The organism is Lysinibacillus sphaericus (genome assembly GCF_002982115.1).
Lineage (GTDB): Bacteria > Bacillota > Bacilli > Bacillales_A > Planococcaceae > Lysinibacillus > Lysinibacillus sphaericus.
Genome location: NZ_CP019980.1, coordinates 3,648,916 through 3,666,046 on the forward strand (window position 1 = coordinate 3,648,916; position 17,131 = coordinate 3,666,046).

Here is a 17,131-nt window from a genome sequence, read left to right on the forward strand (position 1 = left end):
TTACACCTCCTCATCTTGCCTTGTGAGTAACACGAGGGAGATATTGTCTTCCCCCCCGCTTGCATTTGCTAGTTCCACAAGCTTTCGCCCTTTTTCTTCAATTACATCTGGATAGGTTATGATAGATGCCATTTCATACACTGATAGTTTATTACTTAAACCGTCAGAACAAATGAGTAAATACGATTTTGGCGCTAGCTCTACTTCATAAAAGTCTGGTTCAATAGTTTCCTCTGTTCCAACAGCTTTTAAAATGAAATTTTTCTTCGGATGCGTCAATGCTTCCTCTTCGCTAATTTCACCATTTTCAAGCAGAACATTAACATAGGAGTGATCTCTTGTTATTTGTTGTGCGCCATCATCAAAGAAATAATACACGCGACTATCACCTACATGTGCAATGAAGCAATAATTCCCTTCAATTAACACGGCGATAAACGTCGTCCCCATTCCTTTACAGTCTTCATGTGATAAAGAATAGTTGAATATATTTGTATTTAAAAGCTTAACTGCTTGTCGTAACCATTCTTTTTTTGATGTCATAGTTGCAAAATGATGTGCCTCTGCTTGTAAAAATACCGTTTCCATCTGTTTCATTGCCATATCACTCGCTACATCGCCAGCATTATGACCACCCATGCCATCGGCCACAAGTGCGAGTGCGAGGCCATCTGGACGTTTAAAAAATGCAGCGCGATCTTCATTAATTGCTCGTTTTAAACCAATATCACTTTCGACTGTGTATTTCATCACTGGTCACCTCGTTTCTTCAGATCTCTCTTTCGCACGTAATTGTCCGCAAGCCGCATCAATATCTGAACCTTGCTCTCTACGGATTGTTACGTTAATACCATTTTTCTTTAATGTTTTCTCAAAAGCAAAAATTTTACTACGAGATGTGCGAATATAATCACGTTCTGGTACGTAGTTTACAGGAATTAAGTTCACATGGCATTTAATCCCTTTTATAAGAGCAGATAATTCTTCTGCCACTTCAACTGAATCATTTTCACCAGACATTAAACCATACTCAAAACTAACACGACGTCCTGTTTTTTTCGTATAGTAACGAACGGCTTCCATCAGTTCATCTAATTTGTAGGCACGTGCAATAGGCATTAGTTTTTGACGCGCCTCTTGGTTCGGTGCGTGCAAGGATACGGCAAAGTTAATTTGAAGCTGTTCATCAGCAAATTGATAAATCTTTGGTACAATGCCCGATGTTGAAACGGTAATATGACGTGCTCCAATGTTTAAGCCCTTTTCATGATTGATTACTTTTAGGAAATTCATCATAGCATCGTAATTATCGAAAGGTTCGCCTATGCCCATAATAACGATATGAGATACGCGTTCGTTTACTTCATCTAAAGCTTGCTGTACTTTGACAACTTGCTCTACAATTTCCCCCGCTAGTAAATGGCGTTTTAAACCACCTAACGTAGATGCACAGAACGTACAACCAATTCGACAGCCCACTTGCGTTGTGACACAAACAGAGTTGCCATATTCATGGCGCATTAAAACTGTTTCAATGGAATAGCCATCTTGTAATTGGAATAAAAATTTAATCGTACCATCTTTTGATTCTTGTTTAATAATCGTTGACAATGTTGTTAAAGCAAAACTTGCCTCTAACTTGTCACGTAATGCTTTTGATAGATTAGACATTTCTTCAAATGTTTTTACTCGTTTATTGTATAGCCAATCAAAAATTTGTGCAGCGCGGAATGCTTTTTCCCCATTTTCTTTTAGCCATTCTTCTAATTGGTGCGGTTGTAATGAATAAATGGATTCTTTTAAATTCGGTTTTTCTTTTTTCGCTCGTCGAACAGGCTGATCTTCCGCTTCCTCGACTAAATCATTAATACGTTCATTAAATTGCTCTTGATCCACCATTAGTTGGATTCTCCTTTTTTACGAAAGGCCGCGACGAAGAAACCATCGCTGCCGAAGTCTTGTGGAAAGACTTGAAGCATGCCATTTGCTTGCTTTTCCGCTAATTTTGTTGGTAAAGATTCTAGTTGTATAGCTTCCATTTCTGGATGCTCTGTTAAAAAGGCCTCAACAGTGCCTTCGTTTTCTTGTTTATCGACTGTGCATGTACTATAGACAAGCTTGCCATCTTGTTTTAATACTTTCGTTGCCGCATCAAGTAGCGCCAGTTGAATTTTTTGAAGATTTTCTAAATCCTCTTCACGCTTCGTATATTTAATATCCGGCTTACGACGCATAACCCCTAAGCCACTACATGGTGCATCGACTAACACCGCATCGAACGATTCCAATTGTAAAAAGTTTGGAGCCTTGCGTCCATCAATCGGAGCCGTTTCTACAATATCCAGTCCTAGACGTTCTGTATTATGGTCGATTAAATCTAATTTATGTGGGTGTAAATCCGTTGCCAAAATAGAACCTTTATTGCCCATTTTCTCCGCAAGATGCGTCGTTTTACCACCTGGTGCTGCACACATATCTAAGACGCGCATACCTGGAGAAGGATTCAACACATTTGCAGGAATCATGGAGCTTTCATCTTGAATGGTAATCACACCATCTTGAAACGCTTTTGTACGAGCAGGTTGCCCATTTGTAACATGAAGACATTCTGGCATTAGGTCACTTTGCTGTACTGTTAAGCCTTCCGCTTGTAAACTGGCAATCGCTTGTTCTGGTGTTGCCACGGTTCTATTGACGCGCACCGTTTGCACCGGCGGAACATTATTTTCGTGAAGCATTGCTGTCGCTACTTCCAGACCATAATTATGAACAAAGCGTTCAACTAACCATTGTGGATGACTGGTTTCAATAGCAAGACGTTCGATAGGATCTGTTATATCCTCTATTGCTCTTACGCCTTGACGCAAGATAGAACGCAAAATACCGTTTACTGTCGAAGCAATACCTTGGTGTCCACGACGTTTTGCAATTTCTACCGCTTCGTTTACGGCTGCATGCGGTGGTATACGTGTTAAATAGTGCATTTGATATAACGACAAACGCAGTAGCCAACGCACCCAATGATCTAGTTTACCACGAATAAATGGCTCTAAATAGTAGTCAAGGGTCATTTTATATTGAAGCGTCCCATACGTAATTTCTGTTAAAAGTGCACGATCCTTTGCTTCTATTTTATGGCGTTTAATCGTTTCGTGTAAAAGTAAATTACTATACGCTTGGTTTTTATCTACTGCTAGTAGGATAGAAAGTGCGGCATCTCGTACATTGCCATCCCAAATTACTACGCTTTTTTTACTCATTTAAATTGGTCCCCGATCTGTAATTTCGAACCTGTGCCTCGCAAATAATCCTCTGCCGTCATTCGTTTTTTTCCTGCTGGTTGAATATCGTATAATGCTAGCGCTGTCCCATTGCCAGCCGCAACTTCAAAATGATCCTTTGCAATTGCTACCACTGTACCAGGTGTCACGTTATGTTTCGCTTGTCCAACTTGTGCCCACCAAATTTTAAAGTTACCTTCTTCAAATGTTGTATAGGCTACTGGCCAAGGGTGTAATCCTCGCACTTGATTGTAGAGAGTCGTGGCATCCTTTGCCCAATCAATTCGCTCTTGTTCCCGCGATATATTGCTGGCAAATGTCACTTGTGTTTCATCTTGTACTGTCCGGCTATTTGTTCTATTAATAATAGAAGGAAGTGTTTCTTTTAATAGCTCACACCCTACAACACTTAGTTTATTAAATAGACCACCTGTATGGTCATCCTCTTCAATAGCAATTGCCTTTTGAGATATGATATCGCCTGCATCTAACTTCTCCGCCATATACATAATCGTAACGCCTGTTTCTTTTTCACCATCGATAATAGCTTGGTGAATTGGCGCTCCACCTCGATATTTCGGTAAAAGGGAGGCATGCACATTAATGCAGCCAAGCGGCGGTGCATCGAGCAATTCTTTCGGTAAAATTTGCCCAAAAGCTGCTGTAATAACGATATCCGGTTGTAAATCCAGTATTTGCTGTAATTCCTCAGAGCCACGTAGCTTTTCTGGTTGAATAACAGGCAATCCTAATTCCAATGCTGCTGCTTTAACAGGTGGCGGTGTTAGCACTCGCTTACGCCCAACTGGTCGATCTGGTTGCGTCACAACAGCCTTGATATCATAGCCCTCATTGTGTAGCATACGCAAAATTGGCGCTGAGAAATCAGGTGTCCCCATAAAAATAATTGACGTCATATTATTCCTCCTCTTCTGCGTACATTTCTTCTAGCTCTTCTTCTGTCACAATGCGCTTAATTTTAGAATCAAATAATATACCATCTAAATGATCGATTTCATGTAAAATCGCTCGCGCTTCAAAGCCACCAGCTTCAAGCTCATAGACACGCCCTTCTCGGTCACAAGCTTCAATTTTCACATAATCAGGACGTTCAACTTCACCATATAATCCTGGGAAGCTTAAACACCCTTCGATATCCACTTCTGCTCCGTCTGTTTTAATAACAGTAGGGTTAATCATTTCTAAAATATCTCTTTCTTCACCTAGCTCGACAATTGCCACGCGTAGTCCAACATTAATTTGTGGTGCGGCAATCCCAACGCCATCATATTCCACCATCGTGTCGTATAAATCATCAAGTAATGCAATAATATCTTCGTTAATTTCTGTTACTTCAGCACATGGTGTAGATAATACTTTTGCTGGATGTTCGATTACTTTTTTAATCGCCATTTTTCGTTCCTCATTTCTATTATATAAGACGCTCTCTTGCCTTCATTTCACTCTTAGGCAAATCGCCATTTAAATCCATTATGCGGTAGTCAAGCTTGCTCGAAAAGAGCTATTGCGCCTTTTTATATCGTAGACGGGTCTAAATCAACCGTCATTAATATCCCCTGTTTAATCCATTCTGCTCGATACATCGCAAGTAAACGTTGCAAAACAGGTATCAGATTTGGTTCAATTTTATATTTTATCAAACATTGATAGCGATATCTATTTTGGAGGCGGCTAATACTCGCAACTGTTGGGCCAATAATGGACACTTGATTGGATAAATTTCCTCGAAGCCAATCTGCTGCACGTCCTGCATACTCTGCTGCCATCATGACATCTTCATGCGATACTTGTATAAGTGCAACGAAATAATAAGGTGGATAGCCCGAACGACGGCGTAAAAACATTTCCCGTTCATAAAATGGCTCGTAATCTTGTACTTTAGCTAATTCAATTGCATAATGCTCAGGCGTATAGGTTTGAATTACGACTTCACCCGCTTTATCATGACGACCTGCTCTACCACTTACCTGTGTAAGTAATTGGAAAGTCCGCTCCGCAGCACGGTAGTCTGGTAAATGTAATGATGTATCGGCACTAAGCACACCAACAAGTGTAATATTAGGAAAATCAAGTCCCTTTGCAATCATTTGCGTACCGAGTAAAATATCAGCTTGCCCCTCACCAAATGCTTGCAAAATCTCTTCATGTGCCCCCTTGTGCTTTGTTGTATCAACATCCATTCGTAATACCCTTGCTTCTGGAAATAATTTATAGATTTCTTCTTCTACCTTTTGTGTCCCTGTACCAAAATATCGAATATGCTCACTTTGACATTGCGGGCAAATTTGTGGCACATGCTCTTCATAACCACAGTAATGACACTTAAGTTTTTCCGTTGTGCGATGATAGGTTAATGAAATATCACAGTTCGGACATTGCACGACCGTCCCACAATCACGACATAGCACAAAGGACGAATATCCTCTTCGATTTAAAAACAACACCATCTGTTCTCGTCGTTCAAGTCGCGTTCGTATCCCTTCAATTAGTAGTTCCGAAAACATCGAGCGGTTTCCTTTTTGAAGTTCCTCTCGCATATCTGCAACATATACAGTTGGCATTGCTTGATGCAGCGCACGCTGTTTTAACGTTAATAGTGTATAGACCCCTTTTTTCGCACGGGCATATGACTCAAGAGCGGGTGTCGCACTACCTAAAATAACAGGACAACGGTAATATTGGCTTCGCCAAATGGCTACATCTCTCGCATGGTAACGGGGTGAATCTTCCTGCTTGTAAGTCGATTCATGCTCTTCATCTAAGATAATTAGCCCTAAATTAGTAAAGGGTGCGAAAATTGCTGAACGGGCACCTACTACAACCCTTACTTTCCCTTGTTGAATTTTACGCCACTCATCATACTTCTCTCCAACAGATAACCCACTATGCATCACGGCAACCATCTCACCAAAACGACTACGAAAACGCTCAGTCATTTGGGGCGTTAACGAAATTTCAGGCACTAGCATAATAGCTTCCTTGCCGTCATTTAAAACCTTTTGAATCGCTTGCAAGTAAACTTCCGTTTTGCCACTACCTGTAACACCTTGCAATAAAAAGGTGGCAGCAGATTGTGTATCAATAGAATGCGTAATTGCTTTTAATGCAACGGCTTGTTCGTCCGTTAATTGTAAGGACTGTGTACGTGCAACATCCTTTGTAAAAGGATCGCGATACACTTCTTCTTGTATAAAACTTGCTGCGCCTTTTTCAATAACCGCTTGTAATACAGCAGCCGAGACAGCAGTTGCTTCATAAATTTGCTGTGGTGTAAAAACTTCACCTAAATGCGAAGCCATCCATTCAATTAAAGAACGTTGCTTCGCAGCTCTTGATGCCTCTTGCATAGCATTGCTTAATGCTTGTTCGTCCTCAGTTATCTTTACCATACGAACTTCTTTTACATTGCCTTGTTGCTTCACGACATTTTCTATTTTTACAATTTTATCGGCAATTAACGTTTTTAAGAGTGGCAATAATCCTGCCCGTTCAAATTCCTTAAAGTTTGCCTGTTGTCGCTTCCCAAAAATTTGTTGGACAGCCATTGGCAAAATCGTTTGATGATCGAGTAATTTGACGATTTTTTCATACTTAGCTCGTAATGCGGAGGGTAGCATTACTTGCAAAGCATCAATTTCATAGCAAATTGTTTCATTTTTAAGCCACTTTGCCATCAACAACATTTCTTCAGTAAAAACAGGCTCTATATCTAAAATTTGAGCAATCGGCTTTATTTTATTAGTTGGAACATCTGTCTCATGTTTTAAACCTACAACAAATCCTAGTACATTTCTCGGTCCAAATGGTACTTTTACACGACAGCCTTTCTCTATAACAGCTACCCATTCTACAGGAACCGCATAGTCAAATGAGCGATCTACATGGTATGTTGAAACATCCACTATGATCTCTGCGTATAAAACGTTCATTGCGACTCACCTTGTAATATATGCTGCCATAAAACTTTTGCAAATTGTGTCGTATCTGAAATATTGACAATTTGTCCGTTTATTGTTGCTGTTTGACTATAGTCAATCCATTCATCGGCTATTACTTGTAACATCGGATTCCCTAGCACTTTTTGTCCAAATGTCACTGCCTCTGTACCTGCAATGGATAGAGTAGGGGCACTTTCAATTGTTGGTATGTTGGCTGCGTGGATAAATAAGAGCTGTGCGTTTTGCTTTTTAACGTTCTCTACTTGCGTTATAAGGTCATACGCATTTGTTGCTTCTTCACCTAAAAGAATGACATGTGCCCCTAGTGCTTGCGCTTCTCTCGCTAACGCTTGTCCAACCTTACCATCGGCCTTTGTACTAATTACATGCTGATTATCCATAGGGACATAACTTGCTCCGGCTGTTACAAGCACCGTTCGTCCTGCTAATGGCTTTGGAGCGAAAAAATACTGTTGCACAAGTGCCGTAATTTTCTCTGGCTCCTCTAAACGACCTTTCCCAACATAGCCACATGCTAAAAAGCCTTCTGACGGTTCGATAAATTGATAACCATCTGTTGCTAGTTGTGCCAAATTGCGCTTAACCGCTGGATGATCATACATATGGACATTCATAGCAGGTGCAATCCAAACAGGTACAGTAGTAGCAAGTAATGTCGTTGTTACCATATCGTCTGCAATACCGTTTGCTAGTTTGCCAATCACATTGGCAGTTGCAGGAGCGACTAATATTAAATCTGCCCAGTCAGCTAAATCTATATGGGCAATGACATTCGAATCTTTTTCATCAAATGTATCGAAGTAGACATCATTTTTTGACATGACTTGAAAGCTTAGCGGATTGACAAACTGCCGGGCTGATGCTGTCATAATGACCTTTACACGGGCACCCGCCTGCGATAGTTTACTCACTAGCGCGACAGCTTTATAAACCGCAATACCACCTGAAACACAAAGTAAAATATTTTTATTCATCTACAATGTCGTCCTTTCAAACGATAAGCTCCCAAAGGACAATTTCCTCGGGAGCTCTCGGCATTTTTGTATAATCAAAAAATCACTGCAGATTTTAACATTAACTTGGCAAAAGCTTTATACCATCAATGTTAGATTTCGTCTTCGTACACAGCGGACTCATCCTGTGATACTTTTGTAAGTACACCTGCTGCTACCTCTTCAAGTGCTTTTCCTACATATTTATAGGAAACATATTTGTGTAGGCGCTCAGTACCTTCTACTTCTTGCATTTGACGAGCACGTTTTGATGCTAAACTTACTAAAGAATATTTTGAATCGATTTCTTTTTTTAAGGCATCTACTGATGGGTATAACATTGGTTTATTCTCCTCTCAACATTGACAAATATCTTTTTTCAACACGTTCTCTTCGACAATGCTCGGCTTTAATAATCGCATTTATACGATCACAGGCATTTGTCACTTCATCATTTTCAACTACATAATCGTATAAGCTCATCATTTCAAGCTCTTCACTTGCAGTTGCAATACGCTTTGCAATAACATCCGCTGTTTCTGTCCCACGGCCAACTAAACGATCTTTTAATTCCGTTAAACTTGGAGGGGCTAAGAAAATAAATAAGGCATCCGGTGCTTTTTTACGAATTTGTGCTGCTCCTTGTACTTCAATCTCCAAAAATACATCACGACCAGCATCAAGTGTTTCATTTACATAGGCTAACGGCGTGCCATAGTAATTGCCTACAAATTCAGCGTGTTCTAATAAGCCACCTTGGTCAATTAACGTTTCAAACTCTTCACGTGTCTTGAAAAAATAGTCTACACCATCTACTTCACCTTCGCGAGGATTTCGTGTTGTCATTGAGATGGAATACTCATAATTCGTATTCGGTTGAGAAAATAATTCTTTTCGCACTGTCCCTTTTCCTACACCAGACGGGCCAGACAGAACAATTAATAATCCACGTTCTTTTATCATTTATTCTCTATATCTCCCTTAATTTATAACAGATGCAGGCATGTTATTCGATATTTTGAACTTGCTCACGCATCTTTTCTAAAATTGTTTTTGCCTGAACTACTGCAACGGCTGCTTCTGTCGATTGATTTTTAGAACCTATCGTATTGATTTCACGATGGATTTCCTGCATTAAAAAGTCTAATTTACGCCCGATTGAAACAGTTTCTAGTAACGTTTCTTCCAGTTGGTTAAAATGACTATCTAATCGATCCAATTCTTCCGTTATGTCCACTCGTTCTGCAAATATCGCTACTTCTGCGAGTAAACGATCTTCTAAAAGCGCTACTTCTGCAATTTCAGCAATCCGTTCTACTAAACGTGTACGATATTTTTCAACAGCAAGTGAAGAACATGAACGTATTTGATTCACTTGTTCCATTAGCTGTTCTTTATATTGTACAACAACATCTTGCAATTCTTGCCCTTCACGCTCACGCATTTGAATCAACTGTCCAATGGCTTCTGTTACCGCATGTTCCACAGCACCTAATAAATCTTCTGGCGTTAGTTGCGGCTTTTCTTGTACCAATGCTTTCTCAAGCGCTAGTAGCTCCTGCATCGTCCATTTTTCTTCTAGCGGTACTTTACTTGCTAATTGTTCTTTTGCCTTACGATACGCTTCAATTAATGACCAATTAATTTCAATAGATTGCTCGACATTTTCTAAATCTTTTACATATACCATCACATCAATTTTCCCTCGGGATAAAGCTTGTGAAATTAATTTCTTCGCAAAAACTTCTGCTTCAAGCCATTCTTTCGGAAATTTTGCATGAATTTCTAAAAAACGATGGTTGACCGAGCGTATTTCTACGGTTAACTGAAAGTCTCTTGTTGTTGTGACACCTCTGCCAAAACCAGTCATACTACGCACCAAGGTTCGTCACACCTTTCTTTGCATACTGGGATAATTATAACATAAGCTCCGTCATTTATGACGTCTCTCCACAAAAAAATCGCTAGAGCAAAAATTAATTCTACCACATCTGAAGCTATATTTTAATATTCACCTAAAAAATGCTATGATAAACATACTAAAAAAGCATTCGTGCTTGAAATGGCTGTTTTGGGAACACTTTATAAAATTATGAATTGCACCATTGTAGTTCTTTTTAGCAGACCTTTTCAGCGCAAATACGAAAACACAATGATGCATTATATCGTTGGAAAGAGGAATTAAAATGGCATTTGATGGTTTATTTACTTATTCAATGACAACAGACCTACAAAAATTAGTAACAGGTCGTATTACGAAAATACATCAACCTAACGCTCAGGAAGTTGTTTTACAAATCCGTGCAAATGGAGGGAACCATAAATTATTATTTTCTATCCACCCTTCCTATGCACGTGTACATCTTACAGAGCAAACAATTGAAAACCCTGCTGAGCCCCCTATGTTTTGTATGCTTTTACGTAAGCATCTAGAGGGTGGTTTTATTTCTTCTATTAAACAGCATGAGTTAGATCGTATTATTATAGTAGAAATCCAAAGTAAAAATGAAATCGGTGATCCCATTGTACGGGAACTACATGCAGAAATTATGGGTCGCCATAGTAACCTGTTATTAATTGATACAGAACAAAATAAAATTATCGACAGTTTGAAACATTTATCACCTTCGATGAATAGTTTCCGAACAATATTACCAGGACAGCCTTATATCGCCCCACCTGCACAAAATAAATGGCAACCTCTTACGGTCGATGATGAGCAGCTAGCTGCATTTTTCGCAGAGCCAAAAACCGCTAAAGATATTGTGTCGCAATTTATTGGCTTTTCTCCATTACATGCAGAGGAGTTATTATTTCGCTTAACCGCCATGTCAAACAAAGTCGGATGCTTCAAGGACTTTATGGCAGATTTTAATGATGGTGGCAAAGAACCGATGTATGTTTACGCGCATGGTAAAACATATTTCTCCCCAATTGCTTTAACACATTTACAAGGAGAGAAAACTGCCTACCCAAATGTACATGAGCTTCTTGACCGTGTATTCTTTGCTCGCGCTGAGCGAGATCGTGTGAAGCAACAAGCAGGTGATTTAGAACGCTGGTTACAAAACGAAATCGACAAACTATCATTAAAAATCAAAAAACTGACGAAAGACTATGAACGCGCCTCCAAACTAGATCAGTTCCAATTGTATGGGGAACTATTGATGGCCAATATTTACGCTTTTGAAAAAGGTGTGAAGGAAGTGACCGTCACAAACTATTACAGTGAATCTGCTGAACAAGTGACGATTCCGGTAAGTGAGCGTAAAACACCGATTGAAAATGCACAAAGTTATTACACGAAATATACGAAGGCTAAAAATGCCCTTATTATGGTGCAAGAGCAACTCGAAAAAACGAGAGAAGAAATAACTTATTTTGAGATGTTAGCGCAACAAGTGCAACAAGCATCGCCTGGTGATATCGAAGAGATTCGTGAAGAATTAGCGGAACAGGGCTATTTAAAACTTCGTCACGCTAAGAAAAAGAAAAAACAGCTTAAACCTGAACCCGAACATTATCTATCATCTACAGGAACGCCCATTTCTGTAGGGAAAAACAACAAGCAAAATGATATGCTGACATTTAAAATAGCAAAGCGTACAGATATTTGGCTACATACAAAAGATATACCGGGCTCTCATGTAGTCATTCACAACGCTAATCCCGATGATACGACATTGCGAGAAGCTGCAACACTTGCCGCCTATTTCTCAAAAGCACGTGACTCATCTTCTGTTCCGGTAGATTATACAGAAATAAGACAAGTGAAAAAACCTAATGGTGCCAAACCAGGATTCGTTATTTACTTCGAACAAAAAACATTGTTTATAGATCCCGACGAAACGGTTATTTTACAATTAAAGAAACAGTCTTAATAATAGCAATAGAGGCTGGGACAAAAGAGAAAAGGTGTTAGATTGATGGCAGTCAGTCTAACACCTTTTTTGCTGCGCCGTTGTTGTTGGCTTCGGTGGTACTTTCCGCTCAGCACAGTAAGCCGCAACCCTCGCTAACGCGCGGAATGCCAGCGTCTTACGCTGTGTGCGTTCTGAGCAGGGGTCACCGCATCCGCTACCAACAACTAGTGAACCCTTCTAATGTTTTATTTATTGCAAATGCAAGAATAGATAAGTTCTCCATAGAACAAAAAATTTATTGTTCCTTATATTTTTTTAGTTATATTTCAGCCACTTCTTTTGTTATGCCGTTGCTATCCGCAAGGGGATTGCTTTACGCAGGTACACCGCAAGGCGCTACAACATGTAATATGCTCTTCTATTTATCCTCATTACAAAAGAAAAAATAGCTAAGTACTTGTGCATACTCAATAACAATCTTGCACCGAAATCCTACGATTTTATAAAAATTTTATCGTTATGTCCTAGCCCCAATTTTTTTCAGTTGTTCATCCACAGCAATCCGTACTATATAACGATAAAAATTTGTGTCCATTTCAATTTTCACAGGCAATGTGCCCTATCATAAAATAAAAAGATTTTAAGCATGAATATTCTGAACTGTTTCTATGTCCGCTTATTGACTTCTCGCTTCTACGATGTCTTAATTTAACTATAAAAAATTTTAAAGCATTTTAGAAAGGGCGTATTACTATGTCTGTTGGCAAAAAATTAAGCTTCGGTTTTTTCTCAATTATTTTGATCTTATTTATGTCTTTGCTTATTTTGTTCAACCAATTTTCCAATATTGAGAAGAAAGTTGAAGCTGCATTAGAAGACCGCGTTTCCCAAGTAGAACTGTCAGATAGTATTCAATTTGAAATGGCGATGCAAGGTCTTTTTATTCGCGCAATGTTTATAGAAGATACAGCAAGTAATAAGGATAGTTTAATTAAACACGCTGGATTGTTAGATGAGCACGTTGCCGAAATTGCAAAAAAAGCAGATTCGCCCGAAATGGTTGAATATGCCAAAGAACTTGATACATATAACGATGCTTTTAACAAAGCAGCTGATCGTGCTTTAGCTTTACATGATGAAGGAAAATTAGATGAGGCGTTAAAAATAGTCAATAGTGATGCACAACAAGCAAACCGAGGACTACTAGAAGTCTCAAATAAAGTTGTCGATTACCAAAAAACACAGCTAGAGAATATTACAGCAGAATCTAAAGAAGCAGTGAAAAATTCACAAATCATTTCGATTATCGCGATTATTATTGGTGTAGCACTTGGCATATTCTTAATGCTTTATGTACATCGCAAAGTTACTACCCCTTTAAAATCAGTTGTAGCCGCTGCCAACAACATTGCAAACGGTGAATTATATCATCAAGATATTACCAACCACTCTAAAGATGAAATTGGACAACTGGCGATAGCCTTTAATACGATGAAAAGTAACTTAAGTAATTTAATGACACATATTCAAAATAACTCAGAACATTTAACAGGCGCAGCCGAGGAGTTAACGGCTTCTACTGAAGAAGTTTCTGCTACAACAGAAGAAGTTTCTTCACGCATTCATGAAACCGCCGCCGCGGCCGAAACCGCAACAATTGCTGCAAAGGAAAGTGCTGCCGCAATGGATGAAACAGCTACAGGTGTACAACGTATTGCAGAAGCAACACAACAGCTTCACCATAGCGCCATCGCTACATCAGAAACAGCCAATACAGGGAACAATATAATAGAAGAAGCCCAACAGCAAATGAATGTAATCAATGATTCTACTCAACTTATTAACACACTCGTTCAAAAACTAAGTAAACAATCAGTAGAAATCAGCAATATTACAGAAGTTATTACAGCAATTACAGATCAAACCAACCTGCTCGCTCTAAATGCCGCTATCGAAGCAGCACGCGCAGGTGAACACGGGAAAGGCTTTGCTGTTGTAGCAGATGAGGTGCGCAAGCTAGCCGAAGAATCAAAACAATCCGCTAATAAAATTGTCGCTTTAACACAAGATATTCAGCAAGATACTAAAAATGTAGAAAAAGCAGTAGTCGACGGTCTTCATTCTGTAAATGATGGTGTTAAAATGATTGGAGAGGCAGGCATTGCTTTCGAATCCATTGTCCAAGCAATTACGTCGATGTCCGATCAAATTGAAGATATTTCGGCAACATCAGAAGAAATATCTGCCAGCGCTGAACAAGTAGCCGCATCAGTTGCTGAAATTGCTTACGGCGCTTCAGCAAGTGCGGATAATACAAAGATTATTGCCGAAGCTATGAAAGAACAAGCAGCTACAATTCAACAAGTAAACTTCGTTGCAACAGAATTAAGCGAGAAATCTTTAGAATTACAAAATCAGATTCACCAATTTAAGTTATAAAACAATAAGTAAACATTCTAGGTAAATGCTGATAACGAGACAGCGTTTATTCTAGAGTGTTTTTTTACACGATTTTTTAGAAATAATTGGATAATTCGAATGATAAAACGTGAAATTTAGATATGAAATCATTTTTATACAAAATTTAGCTGACTTTGTTGATTTCTGTCGAAAAGAGGAAACTGCACAATCAAAAATCTATTCTTAATTGAAAAACACCCCACATTTTTTATAAAAAATAGCGATTACAAAGGCAAATGAATTATTTTAAAAAAACATTAGACTACTTTCTTGTGCTAAAATCCCCCTATAAACAACATAAATAGTCATGTTAAATCATACAAATTTCTCTCAATTTCCCTTTTTTTCTCTCCCAAAGCTAAATACTAGATAAATACAAAACAAAATTTTTATATATCATTTATAGATAGTATTATTCATATTTTTAGATTAGAAACTGCAAAAAATTACCTAATAAAAAATCATATTCACTTAGTTTTACAATGATTTTCTACAAAACTATAAAAATTCTTCAAGGTAGAACATCTATGACTTTAGAATCATTTTTTATTTTGTAATAATATTATCAAAAAAATAGGAATTTTCCGTATAGTAAATCATTTTTTTGATTTTGTTTCATTTTTGATATTTTTAGCTATTTTAAATCAAATTCTCATTATTTAAACACTTTTGTACTCTAAAGTGATAAACAGAAGAAAATTATTATTCTTGTAAATGTCAGATAATACTATATAAATTTGAATCTTTTTTATTTTGTGCACAATGACTTTTTTGGTATATTAAATAGGAGCTTCACAAAAGGCTTAAAAATTGTATAAGGGGGATTCACATGAATAAGAACAAAAAGTTTTTATTACTAACTGTCCTTGCAGTATTTTCATTAGTACTTGCTGCATGTGGCTTTGGTGGAGATTCGTCTGACAAAGCAAAAGACGATAAAAAAGATTCTGGTTCATCAGAAACAGCAAAAGAGCTGAACTTAGTAATACCTTCTGAGCCACCATCTTTACACCCACAACTTGCAACAGATTCTACATCTAGTGCAATCTTAATTAACGTATTTGAAGGTCTAACTCGTGCAGACGCTGATGGACAACCACAGCCAGCTATGGCTGAGAAATGGGATGTAAGTGAAGATGGTTTAACTTACACATTCCACTTACGCGATGCAAAATGGACAAACGGAGATCCAGTAGTTGCTGGCGACTTCGAATATGCTTGGAAATGGGCTTTAAATCCAGAAAACCTATCTGAATATGCTTCTGTATTCTACCCAATTAAAGGTGCTGAAGCTTACAATACAGGTGCTGGTTCTGTTGATGAAGTAGGAATTAAAGCTGAAGATGAAAAAACATTAGTTGTTACTTTAGCAAACCCAACTGCTTACTTCTTAGAGTTAACTGCATTCAAAACTTACTCACCAATCAACCAAAAAGTGGTTGAAGGTAAAGATGATTGGTACGCTGAAGCTGGTGAAAACTACGTAACAAACGGACCATACACATTAGATACTTGGAAACACAGTGATTCAATCGTGCTTAAGAAAAACGACGGTTACTGGGATGCTGCAAACGTAGCAGTTAATACAGTAAACATCGGTATGGTTGAAAACGAAGCAACTGCTGTAACAATGTTCAAAAATGGAGAAATTGATTACTTAGGTTCTCCATACCAAACAGTAGCACTTGATGCTATTGATGGATTCAAAGCTGACAAGTCATTAAATATTGATGACTATGCTGCTATCTATTGGTACAAATTCAACACAACAGATAAAGTTACTGGAAACGCTAACATCCGTAAAGCGTTAACATTAGCAATCGACCGTCAAGGCTTAATTGACAACGTAACTAAAGGTGAACAAAAACCTGCATTAGGTATGGTTCCATCTGCAATCAGTGGTTTTGAAGAAGACCGCGGTTACTACAAAGATAACGATGTTGAAGGTGCTAAAGCAGCACTTGAAGCTGGTATGAAAGAACTTGGTATTAAAGACGCTAAAGATATCAAAATCAACTTATCATTCAATACAAGTGAAGCACACGCTTCTATCGCTCAATACATCCAAGAAGGATGGAGCAAAAACCTTGGAATTACTGTAAGTCTTGATAACTCAGAATGGCAAGTTTACTTAGAAAAACTTAACGTTCTTGACTATCAAATCGGTCGTATGGGCTGGATTGCAGACTACAACGATCCTTACACATTCTTAGAAATGTACGATACTGCTAAAAACGGTAACAACGATACTGGTTGGGAAAATCCGAAGTACAAAGAATTGTTAAAACAATCAGTTGCAGAAGTAGATACAGCTAAACGTCTTGAGCTATTAAAAGAAGCTGAAGCTATCGCAGTTTCAGAATTCCCAGTTGCGCCAATCTACTACTACACAAACCTTTCAGTAAAACAAAAGTATGTTAAAAACATGGGATCAGATAGACTTGGTATCATCCAACTTAAAAACGTTGATTTAGACGCTAAATAATCTAAATAATATTTTTTAAGCTCTACAGCGAAGAGCTGCCTCGAAGCCACTTCGGCGCGAGTCAGCTCTT

The 17,131-nt window shown here is 38.4% G+C and carries 13 protein-coding genes; 3 read left to right on the top strand and 10 right to left on the bottom strand.

Going from position 1 to position 17,131, the window contains the following annotated elements:
* The 10 genes from LS41612_RS18085 to LS41612_RS18130 all read right to left on the bottom strand — a co-directional run bounded on the left by LS41612_RS18085 (nucleotide 1) and on the right by LS41612_RS18130 (nucleotide 10,135).
* A complete protein-coding gene (locus LS41612_RS18085) occupies nucleotides 1-750 on the bottom strand; it encodes a Stp1/IreP family PP2C-type Ser/Thr phosphatase (RefSeq protein WP_024362083.1) in 750 nt (249 codons plus the stop codon).
* A gap of 6 nt (nucleotides 751-756) precedes the next feature.
* Entirely contained in the window at nucleotides 757-1,899 is a 1,143-nt protein-coding gene (rlmN, locus tag LS41612_RS18090) for a dual-specificity RNA methyltransferase RlmN (RefSeq protein WP_024362084.1), read from the bottom strand.
* Complete coding sequence (gene rsmB, locus LS41612_RS18095) at nucleotides 1,899-3,260, bottom strand: 16S rRNA (cytosine(967)-C(5))-methyltransferase RsmB (RefSeq protein WP_024362085.1); 1,362 nt, start codon at nucleotides 3,258-3,260, stop codon at nucleotides 1,899-1,901. The genes rlmN and rsmB overlap by 1 nt, the downstream gene beginning before the upstream one ends.
* A complete protein-coding gene (gene fmt / locus LS41612_RS18100) occupies nucleotides 3,257-4,198 on the bottom strand; it encodes a methionyl-tRNA formyltransferase (RefSeq protein ID WP_024362086.1) in 942 nt (313 codons plus the stop codon). The genes rsmB and fmt overlap by 4 nt, the downstream gene beginning before the upstream one ends.
* Nucleotide 4,199: 1 nt before the next feature.
* A complete protein-coding gene (def, locus tag LS41612_RS18105) occupies nucleotides 4,200-4,694 on the bottom strand; it encodes a peptide deformylase (RefSeq protein WP_024362087.1) in 495 nt (164 codons plus the stop codon).
* Nucleotides 4,695-4,816: 122 nt separating this feature from the next.
* On the bottom strand, nucleotides 4,817-7,231 hold the full coding sequence (gene priA, locus LS41612_RS18110) for a primosomal protein N' (protein WP_024362088.1): 2,415 nt from the start codon (nucleotides 7,229-7,231) through the stop codon (nucleotides 4,817-4,819).
* A complete protein-coding gene (coaBC, locus tag LS41612_RS18115; protein ID WP_024362089.1) occupies nucleotides 7,228-8,235 on the bottom strand; it encodes a bifunctional phosphopantothenoylcysteine decarboxylase/phosphopantothenate--cysteine ligase CoaBC in 1,008 nt (335 codons plus the stop codon). The genes priA and coaBC overlap by 4 nt, the downstream gene beginning before the upstream one ends.
* Before the next feature lie 131 nt (nucleotides 8,236-8,366).
* Entirely contained in the window at nucleotides 8,367-8,594 is a 228-nt protein-coding gene (gene rpoZ / locus LS41612_RS18120) for a DNA-directed RNA polymerase subunit omega (RefSeq protein ID WP_024362090.1), read from the bottom strand.
* Nucleotides 8,595-8,598: 4 nt separating this feature from the next.
* Entirely contained in the window at nucleotides 8,599-9,216 is a 618-nt protein-coding gene (gene gmk / locus LS41612_RS18125) for a guanylate kinase (RefSeq protein ID WP_024362091.1), read from the bottom strand.
* 43 nt (nucleotides 9,217-9,259) lie between these two features.
* Nucleotides 9,260-10,135, bottom strand: coding sequence for a YicC/YloC family endoribonuclease (locus tag LS41612_RS18130; protein ID WP_024362092.1), 876 nt, complete (start codon nucleotides 10,133-10,135; stop codon nucleotides 9,260-9,262).
* Between the two features lie 304 nt (nucleotides 10,136-10,439).
* Here LS41612_RS18130 and LS41612_RS18135 point away from each other — a divergent pair, with 304 nt between their 5' ends.
* The 3 genes from LS41612_RS18135 (at nucleotide 10,440) to LS41612_RS18145 (ending at nucleotide 17,061) form a co-directional block, all read left to right on the top strand.
* Entirely contained in the window at nucleotides 10,440-12,134 is a 1,695-nt protein-coding gene (locus LS41612_RS18135; protein WP_024362093.1) for an Rqc2 family fibronectin-binding protein, read from the top strand.
* A gap of 735 nt (nucleotides 12,135-12,869) precedes the next feature.
* On the top strand, nucleotides 12,870-14,555 hold the full coding sequence (locus LS41612_RS18140) for a methyl-accepting chemotaxis protein (RefSeq protein ID WP_024362094.1): 1,686 nt from the start codon (nucleotides 12,870-12,872) through the stop codon (nucleotides 14,553-14,555).
* An 850-nt stretch (nucleotides 14,556-15,405) separates the two neighbouring features.
* Nucleotides 15,406-17,061: a peptide ABC transporter substrate-binding protein gene (locus tag LS41612_RS18145; protein WP_024362095.1), complete on the top strand. Its 1,656-nt coding sequence runs from the start codon at nucleotides 15,406-15,408 to the stop codon at nucleotides 17,059-17,061.
* Nucleotides 17,062-17,131: the final 70 nt, after the last annotated feature.